The sequence below is a fragment of the Streptomyces dryopteridis genome, from assembly GCF_049606955.1.
Classification (GTDB): Bacteria; Actinomycetota; Actinomycetes; order Streptomycetales; family Streptomycetaceae; genus Streptomyces.
In genome coordinates this window covers 175765-196749 of the sequence record NZ_CP187115.1, presented here as the reverse complement: position 1 = coordinate 196749, position 20985 = coordinate 175765, and the positions used below count along the sequence as shown (strand labels likewise).

The following is a 20985-nucleotide window of genomic DNA, read 5'->3' as shown; positions in this document are numbered from 1 at the left end:
GGTCGGGGTGGCCGTTGAAGCCGTTGGGCGGGGAACGTGACCACCAGTCGGGGCCGGTGGCGGTCCAGGGCCGCCCGGACCAGGGCGACGGCCCGGGCCCGGTGCTCGCGCAGCCGCCCGTCGGGCAGGTCGTGGACCTCGACGGTCCCGACCCCGAGCGCGTCGGCCGCGGCCCGCGGTTCGGCCTCGCGGACGGCGGGCAGTTCGGCGGGGGCGCACAGGCCCCCGGTGGGGCCGGCCCCGCCCCGGGCCAGGGTGACGACGGCGGTGCCCCCGCCGCCGACGGCCGTCCCGTGCAGGAGCCCCCCGCAGAACAGGGTCTCGTCCTCGGGGTGGGGCAGCACGGTCATCAGGTCGATCGGCGTCACGCGGGCACCTCCGTGGAGAGCGGTCCGGGGCACGCGCCGCCCTCGGCCCGTTCGCCCCGGTCCCTCACCACGATCCCGTACGGGACCTGCTCACGCCCCGGGGCCCCAGTCGTCGTGTTCGCGGCGGATGTGGGAGAGGGCGTGGAGGAGGTCCTTCGAGGTGACCGATTGTTTCGCGTGGACCTCCGCGATGCCCCGCAGGGGGAGGGCGCCGGTGTCGGCCCAGCGGAGGCGGCCGGTGGGGTCGATGTAGCTGCGGGTGCGGCCGGCGTTGTCGGGGTGGAGGCAGTAGGGGACGTCGAGGAGGCCGCGGGCAAAGGCCGTGAGGAGGGCCGTGCCGAGGTCCTCGTGGAGGTCGAGGACGGTGTGGACGAGAGCGGCGGCCTCCGCGTAGGTCTGGGTGTCGGCGGGGCCGGGCGGGGTGCGGGGGGTGTCGGCGGCGACGCGGGCGGCGTGTTCCAGCGCGGCGACGTTCTCGGCGACGGTGGGGATGCGCACGGATTCGGCGACGGTCTTGACGATGAGGCGTTCGGCGCCGCCGGCGGCGGCGAGGCGGGCGGCCTGGCCGAGGATGCTGTGGACGCCGGTCTCGGTCTGCGGGAAGAGGCCCATGTAGGCGTAGACGACCACGTGCCAGTCGGTGTCGGGAAGGAGTTCGGCGCACAGCCGGCGCAGCGCGGCGAGGGCTTCGGCGTCCTGGTCGGGGTGGGTCTGTTGGGCGTAGCTGACGGAGACGCTGCGGATGCCGTGCCGGCGGAAGAAGAGCGCTTCGAGGACGCTGACGGCGACGAGCAGGGAGGGCGGGCAGAGCTGGCCCAGGACGCAGCCGCCGAAGGTCTCGATGTGGGGTTCGGCGCCGGTGTCGCGGAGGGTGGCGAAGAGTTCGCAGGAGCGGGTCCAGTGGGCGACGGATTCGCGCAGCGGGACGCGCCCGTAGGGCAGGCAGTAGGAGACGGGGCCGCCTTCGGTGGCGTCGAGGCCGACGGCCATGAGGGCCTTGAAGATGTGCTCGGGGGCGGCCGAGCCGTGCCGGACCTGCACGGGGAACTCGGGTCCGTGCAGGCCGTCGAGGACGCCGAGGGTGGTGGCGGGGTCGTGGTTGGCGATGGGGTAGCCGTTGAGGGCGACGCCGTCGAGGAGGGCCAGCGCGGCCGCTTCGAGGTCCCCCACCCTGGTGTAGCTGTCCAGGGTGAGGGTGCCGACGGTGGTGGCGCGGGCCTCGCGGGTGGCCCGCAGCCCGGAGCGCATCAGCTGCGGGTCGCTCATGCCCATGCGGGGCTGTACGACGAGTCGGCCGGCCGCGTGAGCCCGGCGCACGAACGCGCCGAACCCGACGCCGGTCACACCAGGGCCTGCTGCGGGAGCCCGGCGAGCAGGCGCAGGAAGCGGTCGACGCCGGCGGGGCTGTCGTCGAAGACCTCGTCGTAGCCGGCGGTGCGCAGGGCGGCGGTCTCGGCGGGGGTGGTGGCGCCGTTGATGCCGAGTTTGCCGCCGATGACGGCGGGGGTGTCGCGCAGTTCGGGGTGTTCGCGCAGCCGGGTGACGGTGCGCATGCCGTCCTGGTAGCCGTGGCCGTTGACGCTGCTGACGACGATGAGGGCGGGCCGGTGGTGGAGGGCCTCGCCGACGAGGAGGTCCTCGGGGACGCAGGGGCCGAGGTTGACGACGCGCCGGCCGTTCTCCTCCAGCAGCAGTTGCAGGTAGACGAGGTTCCAGGTGTGGGAGTCGGAGATCCCGCCCGCCACGATGACGGGTCGGAGGGTGCTGCTCATCGGGGGGCTCCGTGTTCGTAGGCGCGGGTGTGGTGGATGCGGGAGACGGAGTGCACGGTGTCGCCGCGGGTGACGATCTCGGCGGGCGCGGGCCGGCCGAGGAACATGAGCAGGCTGGCGGTGGGTCCGTAGGCGCCGGCGTTGGGGACGCTGAGGAGGTCGCCGGGGGCGGGGTCGGGCAGCGGGACCTCGCGGCCGAGGACGTCGCCGGGGGTGCACAGGGGGCCGGCGAGGGTGACGCGCGCCGGGTCCGCCGCGTCGGGCTCCGCCGGGATCCCGTGCGCCGCGTGGGGCCCTCGCGCTTCGTGGGGTTCGACGGAGACCGGGAGGATCCGGCCCAGGCCCGACATGCCGCCGAGGGTGTTGATGCCCGCGTCGACGATCGCGAAGCGCCGGCCCCGGCTGTCCTTGACGTTGACGACGCCGGTGACCAGGGTGCCGCTGTCGGCGACGAGGTAGCGGCCGGATTCCACGGCCACCCGGGGCGCGCCCGCGCGCCACTCGGGCAGGTGCTCGTCGAGGGTCTCGGTGAGGGCGGCCCGCAGTTCCCGGTAGACGGGGCGGTCGCCCTGGACGACGTAGGGGGCCGCGAAGCCGCCGCCGATGTCGAGGAGCCGCAGGTCGAGGCCGAGGGTGTCGCGCAGGGCGGCGGCGGTGGCGATGGTGTGCCGGAACTCGGCGATCAGCCCGGCCTCGTCCTTGGCGTTGCTGAGCGGGAAGAAGTGCAGGCCGACGACGGTGGTGCCGGGCACGGAGCGCAGCTCGGCAGCGAGTTCGGGGAGGGTTTCGAGGTCGAAGCCGAACTGGGAGGGCACGCCGGTCATGCGGATGCCGGTGGCGGTGGCGCCGGTGGCGTTGTTGATCCGCAGCAGGCAGTCGGCGCGCACGCCGAGGGTGTTCGCGATCTCGCCGACGCGCCGCAGGTCGCCGAGGGATTCCACGGAGAACACGCGCACGCCCCGGGTGAGGGCCTCGCCGATCTCCTCGGCGGTCTTGCCGGGCCCGGTGTAGAGGATGTCGGCGCCGGCGAACCCGGCTTCGAGGGCGGCGTCTAGTTCGCCGGTGGAGCTGATCTCGGCGCGGCAGCCGGGGCCGGGGCCGGTGCGCACGGCCCGCAGGATCTCGGGGTGCGGGTTGGCCTTGGCGGCGTAGAACACCTCGAAGCCCTCGGGGAGGGCCGCGAACAGGTCGGCGCGGGCGGCCGTGACCCGGTCGAGGTCGTACACGTAGGCGGGGGTGCCGTAGCGGGCGGCGACCTCGGTGGTGAACGAGGTGCCGGGGCGGGCGGGCGCGGTCACGGGGCGGTTCCTTCCAGGAGTTCCACGAGCCGCTTGCGGTCGTGTTTGCCGTGCGCGGTGAGCGGCAGCTCGGGCAGGACGTGGGCGCGGCCGGGGACCTTGGCGGGTTCCAGGCGCAGCGACAGTTCGCGCAGCAGTTCGTGCGGGGTGATCTCGCCCTCGACGAACACGGCGAGGGTCGGCCGGCCCTCGGCGGGCGGCAGGGCGGCGGCGGCCCGGACCCCGGGCACGTCGCAGGCGGCGGCCTCGATCTCGGTGGTGCTGGTGCGGACGCCCTTGTGTTTGAACACGTCGTCGCGGCGGCCCTCGTAGTAGAGGAAGCCGTCCTCGTCGACGTGCCCGTAGTCGCCGGTGTGCAGGCGCAGGGTGCCGTCGGGGGTGCGGCGGAAGGCGCGGGCGGTCTGTTCGGGGGCCCGCCAGTAGCCGGGCATGACGTGCGGGCCCTCCACGACGAGTTCGCCGGTGACCCCGGGCGGCAGGCGCCGGCCGTCCTCGTCGACGGCGAAGGCGCGGGTGCCGGGCAGCGGGCGGCCCACCGAGCGCGGTTTGGCGTCCTGGTGGGAGACGGGGAGCACGGAGACGCGTTTGCACTCGGTCTGCCCGAACTGGAGGATCACCTCGGCGCCGGGGAACGCGGTGCGCAGGGCGTCGGCGGTGGTCTTGGGCAGGGCGGCGCCGGTGTTGGTGAACATGCGCACGGAGGACTCGCGGCGGGGTTCGCGGGCCGCCAGGGACTGGATCATGGTGGCCAGGGAGGGCACGACGGGCACGACGGTGGCGCCGGTCTCGCGGATCCGGCGCAGCAGCAGGAGGTCGGACTCGCCGTCGGCGAGGACGAGTTCGCTGCCGCCGGCGGCCGTGAGCAGCACCTTGTACAGGCCGTAGTCCCAGGAGATCGGGAAGCGGCAGAAGACCACGTCGTCGGGGCGGTAGCCGAGTTCGAGGTTGATGGCCTCGGTGGCGAAGACCATCCGGCCGTGCGGGCAGATCACGGCCTTGGGGGTGGCGGTGGAGCCGGAGGTGTAGACGAGGACGGCGATGTCCTCGGGGGTGACGCGGGCCCCGCCGGAGCGGGCCTCCCGGGCGCGGAGCGCGGTGATCTCCGCCCAGGTGGGGTTCAGGCCGAGGACGGGCGCGTCGGGGGCGAGGGCGGCGACCCGGTCGACGGCCTCGTCGGGGACGAGCACGAGGGCGGGTTCGGCGTTGGCCGCGACCGCCCGCAGGTGGTAGTCCTTCATGCCGGTGTTGACGGGCACGAGGATCGCGCCGCGCCGCGAGGCCCCGTACAGCAGGGCGACGAGCGCGCGGGTGCTGGGCAGTTGGGTCAGGACCCGGTCGCCGTGGCCGATGCCCCGGGATTCCAGCCAGGCGTCGGCGGCGTGGCTGTGCGCGAGGAGTTCGCGGTAGGTCCAGTGGCCGTCGGCGTCGGCGACGGCCCGCGCGTCGGGGTCGCGGCGGGCGGCCTCGTCGAGCAGGTCGTGCACGAGGGCGTCGGTACGGGCCGCGGGGGCCGCGTCCGATGCCGCGTCCGGGGCCGGGGCCGCGTCCGGGGCCTCGGTGGGGGGTGTGACGGTCGGAGGGTTCACTGCGACTCCTGGCGGGCCGGCGCGCCGGTGGGTCGGGCGAGGTCGACGGCGCGGGCCGCGAGCAGCCGGCGGTCGATCTTGCGGTTGGGGTTGAGGGGGAAGGTGTCGAGGTGGTGGTAGGCGCGGGGCACGACGGCGGCGGGCAGCACGGCCCGCAGCGCGCGGGCCAGGTCCGCGGCCGGCACGGGGGCGCCGGTGTGGAAGACGGCGAGGTCGACGGTGTCCCCGGCGGGCACGGCGACGGTGACGGCGTCCTCCACGCCCGCGCAGCCGCGCACGGCCGCGTCCACCTCGCCGAGTTCCACCCGCACCCCGCGCACCTGCACCTGGGAGTCCTGCCGGCCGAGGTAGAGCAGGGCCCCGTCGGGCAGTCGGCGGACCCGGTCGCCGGTGCGGTAGTGGCGGTGTCCGGCGTGGTCGAGGAAGCGGCCGGTGTCGTCGGCGGGGTCCAGGTAGCCGGGGGTGGCCTGGGGGCCGGCCACGCACAGTTCGCCCTCGTCGCCGCCGGTGGGGGCGCCGTCGGCGTCGAGGAGCAGCACCTCGTGCCCGGGGTGGACGGTGCCGATGGGCACGGTGGGGTGCGCGGCGTCCTCGGGGCGCAGGGGGTGCGCGGCGACGGTGATGGTGAGTTCGGTGGGCCCGTACAGGTTCTCCAGGCGCGCGGCGGGGGCGGCGGCGGCCCAGTCCTCGGCGTCGCGGCGGGTGAGGGCCTCGCCCGCGAACAGGCTCCAGCGCAGGGAGGGCAGGGCGCCGGGGGTGAGCCGGCCGGTGCGGCGGACCAGGGCGATGGCGCTGGGGGTGGAGAACCACACGGTGAGGCCCTCGTCCGCGATGAACTCCGGCAGCCGCGCGTAGGCGCGGGCCGGGGGCGCGACGAGGCGGGCGCCGGCGCCCCAGGCGCAGAACAGGTCGAAGACGGCGCAGTCGAAGTTCAGGTCGAAGGTCTGCGAGAACACGTCCTCGGGCCCGAAGTCGTAGCGCGCGTCGAGGAGCCCGAAGTAGTGCGCGGTGTTGGCGTGGGTGACCGGCACCCCCTTGGGCCGGCCGGTGGAGCCGGAGGTGAACAGCACGTACTCGACGGCGTCCGGCCGGACCGGCAGCGGCTCCTTCAGCGCGCTGTCGGGGTCCACGGGCACGGGGGGCTGCGGCGAGCCGCCCGGCGGGTGCAGGGTGGGCAGGCGCACGCCGTGCTCGTGCAGGGCGGTGAGCGCGGGGCCGGTGTCGTCGCCGGCGATCAGGGCGCCCACCCCGGCCGCCTCGATCATGCGGGCGGTGCGGGCGGCCGGGAACGCGGGTTGCAGGGGGACGATGGTGGTCCCGGTGTACAGGCCCGCGAGCAGCGCGGCGTACGCGGAGGGACCGGAGCCGGCCAGCACCCCGATCGCGGCCGGGCCGGGTGCGGAGCCGGACGCGGGGTCGGCTCCGGCTTCGGCTGCGGCCGGGGTCGCGGCGAGCAGCGAACCGGCCAGCAGCAGGGCCCGTTCGTGCAGTTCGCGGTAGGTGCGGACCTCGCCGGCCGCCCGTACCGCGGGCCGGTCGGGCGAGCGGGCCAGGCCGCGCAGGAAGCGGGCGGTCAGGGTGCCGGTCGCGAGGGGCCCGACCGGGGGCGGGGCGGCGTCCACGCGATCAGCTCGCGGCGCGCTGGAGCATGCTCTCCAGCGTGTCCCACAGCACGCGCGGGGTGCGGAAGGTCTCCATGGTGAGGTCGCTGTCGCGGAACCGGACCTGGTAGGCGTCCTCCAGGACGGCCAGCAGCTGCACGGTGCCCAGCGAGTCCAGGCCGAGGTCCTTCAGCTCGCGGTCGGGGTCCAGGGCCTCCCCCGGCGGCAGGAAGGGCAGCATGGTGCGCAGGGTCTCTTCGAACTGGGCGTCCCACACGGGGTGTCTCCAACGGGTCGAGGACGGTCGGTCGGGCACGGTCGGGCACGGGTCGGATCGGTCAGGCGGCGGCCGGGGCGGCGGCGACGGGGCGCCGGGGGGTGAGCGCCAGACGCGGATGCGCGGCGATCACCTCGAAGGTGCGCAGGGTGCGCGGCACCCGGCCGAAGAGGCTGTCGGGGCCGGCCACGCACAGCCGCCGGATCCCCGCGTCGGCGAGGGCGGTGGTGACGCTGGGCCAGTCCAGGGGGCGGGTGAAACCGTCGAGGATCATCGTGCGCAGTTCCTCGCCGGTCCGCAGGATCCGCCCGTCCTGGTCGGCGACCACCGGCAGGCTCGGGTCGGCGAAGGTGAAACGGCTCAGCACCTCGCGTTCGGCCTTGGCGCGCAGCGGTCCGAAGATCGAGGCGTGCATGGGCGGGCGCATCGTGTACAGCGGCAGGGAGCCGATGGCGCGCAGCCGCTCCCGGGTCCACTCCAGGCGGTCCTCGGGCAGGGAGATCATGTGGAAGCCGTCGTCGATGCGGCAGGAGATCTCGTGCCAGGCGCCGGCCGCGTCGAGTTCGGCGCGCAGTTCGGCGAGGCCCTCGTCGGGGGCGCGGACGAAGGAGAGGGTGACGATGTCGCGGTGCTCCTCCGCGAAGTACTCCTCCAGGCAGCGGGCGATCCCGGCGGTCAGCAGGACGGTGTCGGCGACGCCGAGGGAGCCGGTGTGGGCGAGGACGGCCTTCTCGCCGAAGCTGGCGCCGGTGACGAGGTCGGGGTCCACGTCGAGGTGGTCGCGGGCCCAGCGGGCGGCGGCCAGGCAGTTGATCAGGAACGCGACCTGGGCGGCCTCGGAGTAGTCGCCCTCGGCCTCCCGGAAGGCGTCCACGAGGGAGTGCCCGAGGGCCTCGTCGGCCTCGGCGACGAGTTCGCGCGCGTACCGGTTGGCGACCATGAACCGGCCGACCTCGGCGAAGGGGACGGGTCCCATGCCGGGGAAGGCCAGTGCGGTGTGCTGGGCCATGGCGGTCGTCCGCCCCTTTCGCTCACGGGGTCACGGGGTCACGGGGTCAGAGGCTGTTGAGGAACTCGCTCAGCACGGCGCGGAACCGCTCGGGTTCCTCCAGGTGCGGCAGGTGGCTGGAGTCCTCGAAGATCTCCCAGCGGGCCCCCTTGATCCCCTCGTGGAAGGGGCGGACCACGGCCGGGGTGGCCTCGTCGTACCGGCCGCTGATCAGCAGGGTCGGGGTGTCGATCTCGCCGAGTTCGTCCACGACCGACCAGTCCTTGAGCGAGCCGATCACGTGGAACTCGTTGGGCCCGTTCATCGCGTGGTACACGGTCGGGTCGTTGTGGATCTCCATGAAGGAGGACAGGAAGTCCCGGGGCCAGGGCGTGAGCCGGCACACGTGCCGCTCGTAGAACACGCGCATCGCGGCCAGGTACTCGTCGGAGTCGTAGGTGCCGACCGCCTCGTGCCGCAGCAGCGCCTCCTGCGTGCCGGGCGGCAGGTCGGCCCGCAGCCGGTCCATCTCGCGCAGCCAGTCGGGGTAGGCGGCCGGGGCGTTGGCGAGGACGAGGCCGCGCAGCCCGGCGGGCCGGCGGGCCGCGTGCAGGGCGCACAGGGGGCCGCCCCAGGACTGCCCGAAGAGCGTGTACCGGTCGGCGATGCCGAGCGCGACGAGCAGGTTGTCGAGTTCGGCGAGGAAGAGTTCCGGGGTCCAGAACTCGACGCCCTTGTCGGGCAGGTGGGTGGAGCCGCCGTTGCCGAGCTGGTCGTAGTGGACGACGGCCCGGCCGTCCGAGGCGAGCTCGGCGAGGGCCAGCAGGTAGTCGTGGGTGCTGCCGGGGCCGCCGTGCACGACGACGAGCGGCGGCGGGCCGGCGTGCGGGTCGCCGGTGACCCGGTACCAGGTCCGGTACTCCCCGAAGGGCACGGTTCCCTTCGCGCTGGGATCCGGGGACACGCTGATCACCTCTATCGACTGCGGGGCGTGGCGCGTCGGGCGCCGGAAGGGGACGGCGCGGGCCACCGAACCCCCTCGCCGTCCGCAGCCGACGCTAACGGCCCCCTCCCCGCCGCCGGACCCCTAGCCGCCCCTAGTCACGTCCGGGCCGCGCCCGCCTCGAAGCGTGCTCGTACCCGACCCGCACCCGACTCGTACCCGGCTCGGGGGTAGGGGCGCGTAGGGGTGTGGGGGCGTGGGGGGCGCTGCCTAGCGTGCGGGGCGGGGTCGACCGCGTCGGCACGGTGCCGCGCCGGCCGGTCCCCGTGTCCGACGAGCGGGCGCGCCCCCCTCCCCCGTGCGAAGAGGACCCCTGATGACCGCAGCCGCCGAAGCCGCCGAAGCCGCCTCCGGGGACGGCGTCCCCGCGTTCCCGATGCGCCGGGCCTGCCCCTTCTCGCCGCCCGCCGAGTACGCCGAGGCCCGGGAGGCGGAGCCGGTGTCCCGGGCCCGACTGTCGGTGAACGGCAAGCCGACCTGGCTGGTCACCCGGCACGACCTGTACAAGAAGCTGCTCGGGGACCCGCGCGTGAGCGCCAACCTGAAGCTGCCGGGCTACCCGCTGCAGGTGCCGGTGCCGGAGGAGATGCTCCAGGCGGTGCCGTTGACCTTCCTGTCCATGGACCCGCCGGACCACTCGGTGCAGCGCCGGATGCTGGCGCCCGAGTTCAGCGTGCGCCGGATGCGGGTGCTGCGGGAGATGGTGCAGCGGATCGTGGACGTCCACGTGGACCGGCTGCTCGCCAAGGGCGCCGAGGGCCCGGTGGACCTGGTGTCGGAGTTCGCGCTGCCCGTGCCCTCGCTGGTGATCTGCGAGCTGCTGGGCGTGCCCTACGAGGACCACGCCCGGTTCGAGCACTGGGCCTGGGCCATCATGAACCACGACATCAGCGACGAGGACCGGGGCGTCGCCCACTACGAGCTGGACCGGTACGTGGACGGGCTGGTCACCGCGAAGGAGGCCGAGCCCGGCGACGACATGATCAGCCGGCTGGTGGCGACCAACCGGGAGACCGGCGCGGTCGAGCACGCCGACATCGTCAGCATGGCCCGGCTGATGCTCGTCACCGGGCACGAGACCACCGCCAACATGATCGCGCTGGGCGTGCTGGCGCTGCTGGAGCACCCGGAGGAGCTGGCCGCGCTGCGGGCCGAGCCGGAGCTGATGCCGCGCGCGGTGGAGGAGCTGCTGCGGTTCTTCTCCATCTCCGACGCGGGCACGGCGCGGGTCGCGATGGAGGACATCGAGCTGGGCGGGGTGGTGATCCGGGCCGGCGAGGGGATCCTGCCGCTGAACAACGCCGCCAACCACGACCCGGCGGTCTTCCCCGACCCGGACCGGCTCGACGTGCGCCGCGAGTCCCGCAGTCACGTGGCCTTCGGGTACGGGGTGCACCAGTGCCTGGGGCAGAACCTGGCCCGGCTGGAGCTGGACGTCGTGTACACCACCCTGCTGCGCCGGATCCCGGGGCTGCGGTTGGCGGCGCCGGTGGAGGAGCTGCGGTTCAAGGACGACGCGATGGTGTACGGCCTGTACGAACTGCCGGTGACCTGGTGACCCGCCCCGCCGGCCCCGGGGCCGGTCCCGAGCGCACCCCCGTAGTGGACCCCGTCCGAGAGGCCGCCCCCGTGCCCGAGCCCGTCTCCCCCGCACCCGACTCCCCCGATCTGGCGTTCCCGCTGCGCCGCACCTGCCCGTTCAGCGAGCCCGCCGAGTACGCCGGGCTGCGCGCCGAACGGCCGGTGGCCAAGGCCACGTTGAAGGTGAACGGCAAGCCGACCTGGCTCGTGACCCGGCACGCCGACGTGCGGCAGGTCCTCGGCGACCCCCGGGTCAGCTCCAACCTGAAGCTGCCCGGCTACCCGCACCAGTTCCACATCCCGGAGGAGATGCTGGCCGAGGTGCGGCTGATGCTGCTGTCCATGGACCCGCCGGACCACACCGCGCAGCGCCGGATGCTGATCCCGGAGTTCACCGCCCGCCGGGTCCGCGAGCTGCGGCCCCGGATCCAGCGGATCACCGACGAGCGGATCGACGCGATGCTCGCGGCCGGCGGCCCGGTGGACCTCGTGACGGCGCTGGCCCTGCCGGTGCCCTCGCTGGTGATCTGCGAACTGCTCGGCGTGCCCTACGAGGACCACGACCGGTTCGAGGACTGGTCGGCGGCGCTGATGAACCACGACCTGAGCCCGCAGGAGTACGGGGCCGCCGTGCAGGGCCTGGACGGGTACCTGGACGAGCTGGTCACCCGCAAGGAGAAGGAACCCGGCGACGACCTGATCAGCCGCTTCCTGGAGAAGAACCGGGCCGATCCGGTCGCCGACCACGCGGACGTGGTGACGATGGCCCGCCTGATGCTGGTCGGCGGGCACGAGACCACCGCCAACATGATCGCGCTCGGCGTCCTCGCCCTCCTCGAACACCCCGAGCAGAAGGCCGAGTTGCTCGCCGATCCGGGTCTGTTGCCGCAGGCGGTGGAGGAGCTGCTGCGGGTGTTCTCCATCTCCGACTCGGGCACCGCGCGGGTCGCGGTCGCCGACCTGGAGGTGGGCGGGACCACCATCCGCGCCGGCGAGGGCGTCATCGCCCTGAACAACGCCGCCGACCACGACGAGAGCGTCTTCCCCGACCCCGGCCGCCTCGACATCCACCGCGCCGAGGCCCGCAACCACCTGGCCTTCGGTTTCGGCGTGCACCAGTGCATCGGCGCCAACCTGGCCCGGGTGGAGCTGGAGGTGGTCTACGGCACCCTGCTGCGCCGGATCCCCGACCTGCGCCTGGCCCGGCCCGTCGACGAGCTGCGCTTCAAGGACGAGGCGATGGTGTACGGCGTCCACGAACTGCCGGTCACCTGGTGAGCGCCGACCCGGGCGGGACGCGGACCCTGCGCGTCACCGCCGACCGGGAGCTGTGCGTGGGCTCCGGCCAGTGCGTCCTGTGGAGCCCCGAGGTCTTCGACCAGGACGAGGACGGGCTGGTCCTGGTCCTCGCCCCGGAGCCCGATCCGGACCTGCGCGCCGACGTGAACCGGGCCGAGGACCTCTGCCCGGCGCGCGCCGTCCGCGTCCACGACTGACACCCCACCGACACCCACCACCGACGCCCCCGGGGGACCACAGGTGCCGAACGCCGCTCGCTCCGTCGACTCCCGCCCGGCCGCCGCGCCCCCGACGCCGGGGCGCCGGCCCGGGGCGGGCGGGGTGGTGGAGGTCAACGCGCACCTGCGGGAGCTGACGGCGGCCGGGGTCGGCGCCCTGTCCGTGGTCCTGGACCTGCCGACCCGGGCCGGGCAGGACTCCGACGACCCGGCCGCCGCCGGTCGGGTCGGCGCGGCCGGGGTCGCGATCGACTCCCTCGACGACATGCGGGTCCTGTTCGCGGGGATCCCGCTGGGCCGGGTCGAGGTGGCGCTGGCCGCCGACGCCCCGGCCGCCGTCCTGCTCCTGCTGCACCAGCTGGTGGCCGAGGAGCAGGGCTTCGAGGGGGCCGAGCTGGTCGGGACCGTGCACAACGACCCGCTGCGCGAACACCTGCTGCCCGGGCCCCGATTGCTGCCCGCGCGGGCCGGGCTGCGGCTGGCCGGCGACCTGTTCGACCACGCCCGCGCCGAGCTGCCGCGCTGGCGGACCCTCGCCCTGTGCGGCCGGCCGCAGGCCCGGGCCGGCGCGAGCCCGGCGCAGGAGATCGCGTTCACCCTGGCCAACGCCCTGGAGTACACCCGGACGGCGCTCGCGGGCGGGTACCCGCTCGTGGCGTTCGCGCCCCGGGTGAGCCTGTGCCTGTCGGCCCCCGCGCACGCCCGCACGGCCGCGCGCCTGTGGCCCCGGCTGCTGCGGGACGCCTTCGGGGCCGAGGCGGCCGGGGTGCCGGCGCCCCGGTTCCGCGTGCACCCGCTGCGCGACCCGCGCCCCGGCCCCGGTCCGGGTCCGCGCGCCGATGCGCGACCGGCGGCGGTCGAGGCGGCGGCGGGCACCCTGCTGGCCCGGATCGAGGCGGCGGGCGGTGCGGTGGCCGCGATCGAGGCGGGCCTGCCGGCCGCCGAACTGGGCCCGGCGCCGGCCACACCGGGAACCCCCACCCTCCCCACCGCACCGGGCGCCGGCGCGGCCCGGCCACCGATCGAGGTCCGGCAGGCCGAGCGGCTCGCGAAGCTGCGGGCCTGGCGGGACGGGGACCGGGTGGCCCTGGCCCTGGCCGGTCTCGGCGCGGCGGCCGGCGCCGGACGCAACGTCCTCCCGCCGATGCGGACCGCCCTGGCCGCCGGCGCCACCCTCGCCGAAACCTGCGCCGTACTGCGCACGACCTGGCCCTGACCCGCCCGGAGGTCCCGGGAACACGAGGTCCGAAACCCGCCGGCGGGCGGGGCCCGTCCCGGGGAGGCTGGGGCGGACGAGAGGACTGTCGACGATGAACTCAGGACGCACCACCGGGCCCGAGCTCCGGGACGCCATCGGGGAGCGGGTCGCCGGCTGTGACTGGGCCGCCGTCGCCGCGGAACTGGACGCGGCGGGGTGCGCCGGCACGGACCGGCCCCTGCTGTCGCCGGACGAGTGCGCGGAGCTGGCCGCCCTGTACGAGCGGCCCGAGTTGTTCCGCACCACGGTCGACATGGCCCGGCATCGGTTCGGTTCGGGCGAGTACCGGTACTTCACGCACGAGCCGCCCGAGCCGGTGGCGGCGTTGCGCGCCGCGCTGTACCCGCGGCTGCTGCCGATCGCGCGGGACTGGGCGGCCCGGTTGGGCCGGCCGGCGCCGTGGCCGGACGAATTGGACGCCTGGTTGGAGGCGTGCCGGGCCGGCGGGCAGGGGCGATCGGCGCAGATCCTGCTCTCCTACGGGCCCGGGGACTGGAACGCGCTGCACCGGGACCTGTTCGGGGAGCTGGTCTTCCCGCTCCAGGTGGTGATCGGCCTGGACGAGCACGGCACCGACTACACCGGCGGCGAGTTCCTGCTGGTGGAGCAGCGACCCCGGGCCCAGTCGCGGGGCACGACGAGCGTGCTGCGCCGGGGGCACGGGTTGGTGTTCACCACCCGGGACCGGCCGGTGGCCTCGCGGCGCGGCTGGTCGGCGGGCGCGGTGCGGCACGGGGTGAGCACGGTGCGCTCGGGCCGGCGGCGCGCGTTGGGCCTGGTCTTCCACGATGCCGCGTGAGCGGGTACACGCTGCTCGGCGCGGACGGCGAGCCCTACCGCAGCCCCGATCCGGGGGCCTGGGGCGGGCACCGGCGGGGCCGGTTGTACGGCCGGCTGGACTGCCCCTCGGCCCTGCGGGCACTGGCGCGCGGCGGGTACGTGCGGGAGCGGGTGTTCTTCGCCGACGAGGCGACCGCCGTGGCGGCCGGGTACCGGCCGTGCGCGGTGTGCCTGCCCGCGCGCTACGAGGACTGGAAGGCCGGCCGGCCGCCGGCGCCGGGGCCCGAGGAGCCGCCGGTGTCGCCACTGCCGACGCCGCGGGAGGTGGCCTCGTTCGGTGAGCCGCCCACCCCCACCCCGCACACCGAGGCCGAACTCGCCGCGCTGATCGGCCTGTTGGCGGCCTCCGGCGACCGGATCCGCCGGGTGACGGTGGGGCGGGGCCGGGACGCGGCCTCGGTGGCCGCGGCCCGCGCGTTCGTCGCGGCGTGGGAGGCGCGCGGCGGGGTGGTGGAGGCGGTGGTGGACTGGCCCGAGTCGGCGGCCTCGTGGCTGCGCCCGGCGCGCCGGTTGACCGAGGCGGCCCCCGACGCGTGGGTGGTGGCCGCGTCGGGGGCGGGTTTCGTGCGGCTGGCCCGCCGGCTGCGGCGGGACACCGGATGGGATCCGGCGCGCACCTACGCGTTCGGCGCCCTCGGCGACTCCCGGGTGCCGGGGCTGGCGGGTCCGGGCGTCCTGCACGGGCTGCGGGGCGCGGCCGCGGACGGCGGCGTCTGGGAGGTCCGCGGCGACTGGCTCCTGCGCCCGGCGCCGAACGGGCCGGCCTAGGCCGGGGGGCCGAACCAGTGGTGGAGGGCGGTGCGGAGGGCCTCGGGGTCGGTCGTGGTGTTCCGTGCCGACCACAGGGCGTAGCCGTCGGGGCGGACGAGGACGGCGTCGGTGCCCCAGGGATCGGTGCCCTCGGGGGCGGTCGCGCGGACGGTGTCGACCCGGTCGCCCCAGGGGGCGGCCAGGGTCCGCAGGTCGGCGCGGCCGGTGGTGTCCAGGAGCAGGGGGCGGGCGGGGTGGAGGAGTTCGGCGAGGCGGGTGGGGCCGTCGGCGGTCTTGAGCGGGAGGTCGGGGACGAGCCGGCCCGCGAGCGGGTCGCCGGGGCGGGCGCCGACCCGGTAGGCCACGCCGACGCCGCTGACCATGGTGCCGAGCAGGGCGTTGACCTGGTCGAAGCGCATCAGGTCGGAGAAGAGTTCGCGCAGGGCGTCGGTGCGGGGCGCGGGGTCCATGAGGGCGACCTGGGCGCGGACGTTGTGGAGGACGGCGTCGGCGACGGGGCCGCGTTCGCTCTCGTAGGTGTCGAGGAGTCCGGCGGGGGCGTGGCCGCGGATCTCGGCGGCGAGTTTCCAGCCGAGGTTGACGGCGTCCTGGAGGCCCAGGTTGACGCCCTGACCGCCGGCGGGGAAGTGCACGTGGGCGGCGTCGCCGGCGAGGAGGACCCGGCCGCGGCGGTAGTGCTCGGCGCGCAGTGAGGCGTCGCTGAACCGGGAGATCCACGCCGGTCGGTCCATGGGGACGGGCCGGCCGGCGATGCGTTCGACCTCGGCGCGCAGTTCCTCGATGGTGACGGGGGTGTGCCGGTCCCGGTGGGGGCCGCGGAAGTCGTAGGTGCAGATGCGGCTGAGTCCGTGCGGGTTGGTCCACAGCAGGGTCCAGCCGCGCGGGGTGCGTTGCCAGCCGGAGGGGGCGCCGGCGGGGTCGAGGAGTCGGGCCTCGCCCATGAGGGCGGCGACGGTGGGGCCGTCGCCGACGAAGCGGATGCCGGCGAGGGCGCGGACCGCGCTGCGGGCGCCGTCGGCGCCGACGACCCAGCCGGAGGTGAAGGAGCGTTCGGTGCCGTCGCCGGAGCGGGTGCGCAGGACCACGTGGTCCGGGTGCTGTTCGAGGCCGACGACCTCGGCGTCGCGGCGGACCCGGGCGCCCAGGCGCACCGCCTCGGCGGCGAAGACCTCCTGGGCGTGGGCCTGGGGGCTGCCGACCAGGGCGGGGCCCTCGTCCACCACGAGGGACAGGTCCAGGTCGAACATGGCGCCGAAGTGGAAGGGCACGGGCCCGCGCACCGTGCGGGGGGCGACGTACCGGCCGGGTTGCACGGCCTCCAGCAGGCCCCGCCGGTCGAGGGTCTGGGCGGTGCGGGCGTGCAGGGTGCCGGCCTTGGAGACGCCGTCGGGGCGGGCGAGTTTCTCCAGGACGACGACGTCGACGCCGAGCAGGGCCAGTTCGCGGGCGAGGAGGGTGCCCACCGGGCCCGCGCCGACCACCGTGACCTCGGTGTCGGGGCCGTCCGCGCGGCCCGTGCCTGCCGTGCGGTCCCCGTCGGTGCCGGGGTGCGTGTCCGTCATGGTGGTGGTCTCCTTCGTCGCCGGTGCTCCTTTTTCCAACACCGGTGGGGACCGGGCGGTTGCCGTGCGGGGCCGCCCGCCGCCTTGGCCCGTTTCTTCAGACCGCTTTGCCACGCTGCAGCCATGAGACGGAGCTGTCCCAAACGAAGGGGTGCGCCATGACGACCATGCCGCTGTCCGGGAAGGCATTGCGCCTGACACGGTTGTCCCGCGGGGGTGACGGCCGGTACCTGTTCGTCCCGCTCGATCACTCGGTGTCCGACGGTCCGATCGTGCCCGCGGCGGGGTTCACCGATCTGGTGGCGGACATCGCGGCGGGCGGCGCGGACGCGGTGGTGGTGCACAAGGGCCGGGCCCGGATGATCCCCCCGACCGTGCTCACCTCCACCGGGCTCGTGGTGCACCTGAGCGCGAGCACGAACCACGCGCCGGACGCGAACGCGAAGGTCCTCGTCGGTGACGTCGAGGAGTGTGTGCGTCTGGGCGCCGACGCGGTCAGTGTCCACGTCAACATCGGTTCCGACACCGAGGCCGCGCAGTTGAGCGACCTCGGGGCGGTGGCGGCGGCCTGTGAGCGCTGGGGCATGCCGTTGATCGCCATGATCTATCCGCGCGGGCCCCGGGTCGACGACCCGACCCGTCCGGAGCTCATCGCGCACGTGGTGAGCATCGCCGCCGATCTCGGCGTCGACATCGTCAAGACCGTGCTGGCCGCTCCGCCCGAGCGGATGGCCGAGGTCGTGGCCAGCTCTCCGATCCCCATCATCGTGGCGGGTGGCGGCGGGTCGGAGGAGAGCCTCACGGCCTTCGCCGTGTCGGCCATGGCCAACGGCTGTGCGGGTCTCGCCGTCGGCCGGCGCGTGTTCACCAGCTCTTCCCCCAAGCAAGCGGTCCAGAAGCTGGCCGCGATCATCCACGGTCACGGGCTCTCCGTGGAGTCCGTGACCCGTCCCGAACTGGCAGGTGCCCTGTGAAATTCGCCTGGATCGACATCCGTTCCGTCTCCGCCGAGCAGCGCGAGGCCGTCGTCGACGCCGCCGTCCACGCCCGGGTGGACGCCATCGTCTCGCACGACCCGGAGCTGCTGGCCACCCTCCCGGCCACGGTCAAGCGGGTCCTGGTGGGGTCGCTGCCCCCCGAGGACCGGGGTCTGGACGATCTGATCGTGCTGCACGACGTGACGGGCCCGGACGCGCTGGCCGAGCTCCGCGCCCGGCACGGCGCCGGGGACAAGCAGCTCGCGGGCCGCGTGAACGTGGTCGACGACCCGACGCTGACGCTGGCCTGTGAGACGGCCGTCGCCCTCCCCTACACCCTCGTCGAGTTCAAGGACCCGACGAAGATCCCGCTGGAGATCGTCATCGCGGCGGCGGACCGTTCGCCGGGGCAGTTGATCTGCCGGGCCGACGACCTGGAGGAGGCCAAGGTCGTCATCGACGTGCTGGAGAAGGGCTCCGAGGGCATCATGATCGCCCCCCGGACCGCGAACGACGTGTTCGAGCTGGTCGAGGCGCTGCGGGTGAAGACCCCGGACCTGGACCTGACCACGCTCACGGTGGACCGGATCGAGCACCTCGGTCTGGGCGACCGGGTGTGCATCGACACGACCTCGCACTTCGAGAAGGACGAGGGCATGCTCATCGGCTCGTACGCGCACGGGTTCATCCTGTGCGTCAGCGAGACGCACCCGCTGCCCTACATGCCGACCCGGCCGTTCCGGATCAACGCGGGCGCCCTGCACTCCTACGTGTTCGGTCAGGACAACCGCACGAACTACCTGAGCGAGCTCAAGGCCGGCAGCGCGGTCCTGGCGGTCGGCGCCGACGGCCGCACGCGGCGGATCACCGTGGGCCGGATCAAGTTGGAGTCCCGTCCGCTGCTGTCGATCCACGCCACGTCCCCGGAGGGCGTGCGGGTCAACCTGATCGTGCAGGACGACTGGCACGTGCGGGTCCTGGGCCCGGGTGCGGCGGTGCTGAACGTGACGGAGCTGAAGAAGGGCGACCAGGTCCTGGGCCACGTCGCGACGGACAAGCGGCACGTGGGCTGGCCGGTCGGCGAGTTCTGCGTCGAGAAGTAGGCCCGACCCGCGGGGCCGGTGCCGCCGCCGCCCGACACGGCGCGTGGCGGCGCCGGCCCGCCGCTCGGGACGGACCCCGCACATCCGGAGAGAAGATGAGCGACGAAGGCTGGTGGAGCGCGGCGTGGCCGTCGACCGCCGTCGATCCGCGGGCCGTGTGGGCGCGGACGGCGGACGGCGCGCGGTCGGTGACGTTCGGGGAGCTCCGCGCGCGGACCGCAGGGTTGGCGCGCACGTTCGAGGCCCACGGCATCGGGCCGGGCGCGACGGTCGCGCTGCACGGGAGCCCCGGGTTCACCCATGTGTGGTCGGTGTTCGCGCTGTGGTCGGTGGGCGCGCAGGTGGTGTTGGTGGAGCCGGCGCTGAGCCGGATCGAACGGGAGGCGCTGTGGGATCTGGCGCGCCCCCGGTTCGTGGTGACGTTGGGCGCGCGGTACGGGGACGAGGAGAGGTTCGTCGCCGAGTGCGAGGTGTTGGTGCGGCGTCGGCCCGGGGGCCGGCGGGCGGTCACGGACCACGCCCTGGTGCAGTTCTCCTCGGGCACCACGGGCCGGCCCAGGCCGGTGGGCCGCACGCCGGCGGCCCTGGTGACGGAGGTGCGGCGGCTGGGTGCCGTGGCCTCGATGCCGGGGGCGGGCGAGCGGGTGGCGGTGTTGGAGCCGGTGGCCCGTTCCTTCGCCCTGATCGGTGGGGTGCTGCACGCGGGGGCGGTGGGGGCGACCGTGGTCCTGCCGCGTTCGGGGGCCCCGGCGGACGTGGTGGAGGCCGCGGCGGCCGCCGAGGTGGTGCTGGGCCGGCCCGGGCACTTCGACGTGCTCGCGGGCGCCCCGGCCGGGGTGCGGTTGCCGCGCCTGCGGTTGGCGGTGTCGGGCGGGGACCGGCTGTCGCCGGACACGGCGGGCGCGTTCGCGCGTCGGTTCGGGGTGTTGGTCGGGCAGGCGTACGGCACCACGGAGACCGGGATCGTGGCCACCGACCTCACGGGCGGGCACGGGCCGGACGCGCTCGGGGTGCCGGTGCCGGGGGTCCGTACCCGGGTGGTGGGCGGGGCCCTTCAGGTGTTCGGCGCGGCCGAGCACCCGCCGTGCGGTGATCCGCCGGGGACGGCGGAGCCGGGTCCGGTGCGACCGGCGGGTTGGCTGGCCACCCACGACCTGGTGACGCGGGACCCGGTGACCGGGCTGTTGCGGCTGCGCGGGCGGGCCTCCGGGCTGTGCGTGTCGGGGGCCGACCTGGTGGACGTGGAGGAGGTGGTGCGCGCCCACCGGCACGTGCGGGACGCGGTGGTGTTGGGGCCCGATCCGGTGGAGGCGCACGTGGTGGGGACGGCCGAGCTGCGGCCGGCGGAGCTGTCGGACTGGTGCCGGCGGTACCTGGGCGAGCGCGGGGCGCCGCGCCGCATCCACGTGGTGTCCGAGCTGGCCCGGGTCGCCGGGGGCAAGGCGCTGCGGGACCGGGCGCGGTTGCAGGGGCGCGGTTGGGCCCCGCGGCCCGGTCCGAGCGCGGCGGGGCGGGTCCGGTGACGGGCGGGTACGGCACCGACGAGGAGCGGTGGCGGGCCGTGGTGGCGCGGGACGGGGCCGCCGACGGCGCGTTCTACTACGCGGTGACCACCACCGGGATCTACAGCCGGCCCTCGTGCGCGGCGCGGTTGGCGCGCCGGGAGAACGTGGAGTTCCACACCTCGGTCGGGGAGTTGCGGGCCCGGGGCTACCGGCCCTGTCGGCGCTGCCGGCCGGGTGAGTCGGACCCGCGGCGGGCGTACGCGGACACCGTGGCCCGGGCCTGCCGGCTGATGGACGCCGCGGTCGCCCCGCCGAACCTGGACGAGTTGGCCCAGGAGGCGGGGTACAGCCGTTTCCACTTCCACCGCCTGTTCCGGTCCCTGACCGGGGTGACCCCGTACGCCTATTGGACGGCGGTGCGGGCCGCCCGGGTGCGGGCCGAGCTGCGCGGGGCCCGGACCGTGTCCGACGCGATCTATCGGGCCGGGTTCAACACCAACGGGCAGTTCTACGCGGTGTCCCCGGGGATCCTGGGCATGACCCCGCAGGCGTTCCGGGCCGGTGGGGCCGGGGTCGAGGTGCGTTCGGCGGTCGCGGTGACGTCGCTGGGCCGGATTCTGGTGGCGACGGCCGACAAGGGGGTGTGCGCGGTGCTGAGCGAGGGTCCCGGGGTCGGGGCGGCGCGGCAACGGTTGGCCGCCCTGTTCCCGCGGGCCGTGCACCGTCCGGCCGGGCCCCGGTTGGCGGATCTGGTCGAGGGGGTCGTGGCCGGGGCGGAGGCGTCCGGGGCGGCGCCGGCGGCGCTGCCGGCCGAGGTGTTGCGGGTGTGCCTGCACGAACGCGTCCGGCAGGGGGTGCAGGAGCGGTTGGTGCGGTCGGCGGGGGCCGTGCCCGGTGTGCTCGCCGGTGTCCCCGATCTGCGGGCGGGTTGACCCGGTGCCCGTGTCCTCGTCCGGCCCCGTGCCGCGCCGCCGAAGG

At 75.3% G+C, this 20985-nt stretch carries 18 protein-coding genes and 2 pseudogenes; 10 read left to right on the top strand and 10 right to left on the bottom strand.

Going from position 1 to position 20985, the window contains the following annotated elements; all coding sequences use genetic code 11:
* Nucleotides 1-38: 38 nt before the first annotated feature.
* The 9 genes and pseudogenes from ACN20G_RS36305 to ACN20G_RS36265 form a co-directional block, all read right to left on the bottom strand.
* A pseudogene (locus ACN20G_RS36305) lies at nucleotides 39-350 on the bottom strand (PIG-L deacetylase family protein); the annotation flags it as partial.
* A 108-nt stretch (nucleotides 351-458) separates the two neighbouring features.
* The gene (locus tag ACN20G_RS36300) at nucleotides 459-1712 is read right to left on the bottom strand and encodes a methylaspartate mutase (protein WP_424217631.1); all 1254 of its coding nucleotides are present in this window, start codon (nucleotides 1710-1712) and stop codon (nucleotides 459-461) included.
* Nucleotides 1709-2140 (bottom strand): cobalamin B12-binding domain-containing protein, encoded by a 432-nt coding sequence (locus ACN20G_RS36295; RefSeq protein ID WP_424217630.1) that lies wholly within the window; start codon nucleotides 2138-2140, stop codon nucleotides 1709-1711. Before ACN20G_RS36295 ends, ACN20G_RS36300 begins: the two co-directional genes overlap by 4 nt.
* Nucleotides 2137-3438, bottom strand: a complete 1302-nt coding sequence (locus tag ACN20G_RS36290) for a type III PLP-dependent enzyme (RefSeq protein ID WP_424217629.1) — start codon at nucleotides 3436-3438, stop codon at nucleotides 2137-2139. The genes ACN20G_RS36295 and ACN20G_RS36290 overlap by 4 nt, the downstream gene beginning before the upstream one ends.
* Nucleotides 3435-4922: an AMP-binding protein gene (locus tag ACN20G_RS36285; RefSeq protein ID WP_424217715.1), complete on the bottom strand. Its 1488-nt coding sequence runs from the start codon at nucleotides 4920-4922 to the stop codon at nucleotides 3435-3437. The genes ACN20G_RS36290 and ACN20G_RS36285 overlap by 4 nt, the downstream gene beginning before the upstream one ends.
* 98 nt (nucleotides 4923-5020) lie before the next feature.
* Complete coding sequence (locus tag ACN20G_RS36280; RefSeq protein WP_424217628.1) at nucleotides 5021-6646, bottom strand: AMP-binding protein; 1626 nt, start codon at nucleotides 6644-6646, stop codon at nucleotides 5021-5023.
* Between the two features lie 4 nt (nucleotides 6647-6650).
* Entirely contained in the window at nucleotides 6651-6902 is a 252-nt protein-coding gene (locus tag ACN20G_RS36275) for a phosphopantetheine-binding protein (RefSeq protein ID WP_424217627.1), read from the bottom strand.
* 61 nt (nucleotides 6903-6963) lie between these two features.
* The gene (locus tag ACN20G_RS36270; RefSeq protein WP_424217626.1) at nucleotides 6964-7911 is read right to left on the bottom strand and encodes an ACP S-malonyltransferase; all 948 of its coding nucleotides are present in this window, start codon (nucleotides 7909-7911) and stop codon (nucleotides 6964-6966) included.
* A gap of 46 nt (nucleotides 7912-7957) precedes the next feature.
* Entirely contained in the window at nucleotides 7958-8854 is an 897-nt protein-coding gene (locus ACN20G_RS36265) for a proline iminopeptidase-family hydrolase (RefSeq protein WP_424217625.1), read from the bottom strand.
* 355 nt (nucleotides 8855-9209) lie between these two features.
* Here ACN20G_RS36265 and ACN20G_RS36260 point away from each other — a divergent pair, with 355 nt between their 5' ends.
* The 6 genes and pseudogenes from ACN20G_RS36260 to ACN20G_RS36235 form a co-directional block, all read left to right on the top strand.
* Nucleotides 9210-10451, top strand: coding sequence for a cytochrome P450 (locus tag ACN20G_RS36260; RefSeq protein WP_424217624.1), 1242 nt, complete (start codon nucleotides 9210-9212; stop codon nucleotides 10449-10451).
* A gap of 71 nt (nucleotides 10452-10522) precedes the next feature.
* Entirely contained in the window at nucleotides 10523-11752 is a 1230-nt protein-coding gene (locus ACN20G_RS36255) for a cytochrome P450 (RefSeq protein WP_424217714.1), read from the top strand.
* Entirely contained in the window at nucleotides 11749-11970 is a 222-nt protein-coding gene (locus ACN20G_RS36250; protein ID WP_424217623.1) for a ferredoxin, read from the top strand. The genes ACN20G_RS36255 and ACN20G_RS36250 overlap by 4 nt, the downstream gene beginning before the upstream one ends.
* 43 nt (nucleotides 11971-12013) lie before the next feature.
* Nucleotides 12014-13207 (top strand): methylmalonyl-CoA mutase family protein, encoded by a 1194-nt coding sequence (locus tag ACN20G_RS36245; protein WP_424217622.1) that lies wholly within the window; start codon nucleotides 12014-12016, stop codon nucleotides 13205-13207.
* A 94-nt stretch (nucleotides 13208-13301) separates the two neighbouring features.
* Complete coding sequence (locus ACN20G_RS36240) at nucleotides 13302-14048, top strand: 2OG-Fe(II) oxygenase (protein WP_424217621.1); 747 nt, start codon at nucleotides 13302-13304, stop codon at nucleotides 14046-14048.
* Nucleotides 14045-14302, top strand: a pseudogene (locus ACN20G_RS36235) (Ada metal-binding domain-containing protein); the annotation flags it as partial. The gene ACN20G_RS36240 and the pseudogene ACN20G_RS36235, both read left to right, overlap by 4 nt.
* A 551-nt stretch (nucleotides 14303-14853) precedes the next feature.
* Here ACN20G_RS36235 and ACN20G_RS36230 read toward each other — a convergent pair.
* Nucleotides 14854-16422 carry an FAD-dependent monooxygenase gene (locus ACN20G_RS36230; protein ID WP_424217620.1) on the bottom strand — a complete coding sequence of 523 codons (1569 nt, stop codon included), beginning with the start codon at nucleotides 16420-16422 and terminating at the stop codon, nucleotides 14854-14856.
* Nucleotides 16423-16589: 167 nt separating this feature from the next.
* Here ACN20G_RS36230 and ACN20G_RS36225 point away from each other — a divergent pair, with 167 nt between their 5' ends.
* From ACN20G_RS36225 to ACN20G_RS36210, 4 genes are all read left to right on the top strand, one after another.
* A complete protein-coding gene (locus ACN20G_RS36225; protein WP_424217713.1) occupies nucleotides 16590-17396 on the top strand; it encodes a 2-amino-3,7-dideoxy-D-threo-hept-6-ulosonate synthase in 807 nt (268 codons plus the stop codon).
* On the top strand, nucleotides 17393-18502 hold the full coding sequence (locus ACN20G_RS36220; RefSeq protein WP_424217619.1) for a 3-dehydroquinate synthase II family protein: 1110 nt from the start codon (nucleotides 17393-17395) through the stop codon (nucleotides 18500-18502). Before ACN20G_RS36225 ends, ACN20G_RS36220 begins: the two co-directional genes overlap by 4 nt.
* 95 nt (nucleotides 18503-18597) lie before the next feature.
* Nucleotides 18598-20025 (top strand): class I adenylate-forming enzyme family protein, encoded by a 1428-nt coding sequence (locus tag ACN20G_RS36215; RefSeq protein ID WP_424217618.1) that lies wholly within the window; start codon nucleotides 18598-18600, stop codon nucleotides 20023-20025.
* Complete coding sequence (locus tag ACN20G_RS36210; protein WP_424217617.1) at nucleotides 20022-20939, top strand: bifunctional transcriptional activator/DNA repair enzyme AdaA; 918 nt, start codon at nucleotides 20022-20024, stop codon at nucleotides 20937-20939. The genes ACN20G_RS36215 and ACN20G_RS36210 overlap by 4 nt, the downstream gene beginning before the upstream one ends.
* Nucleotides 20940-20985 lie beyond the last annotated feature (46 nt).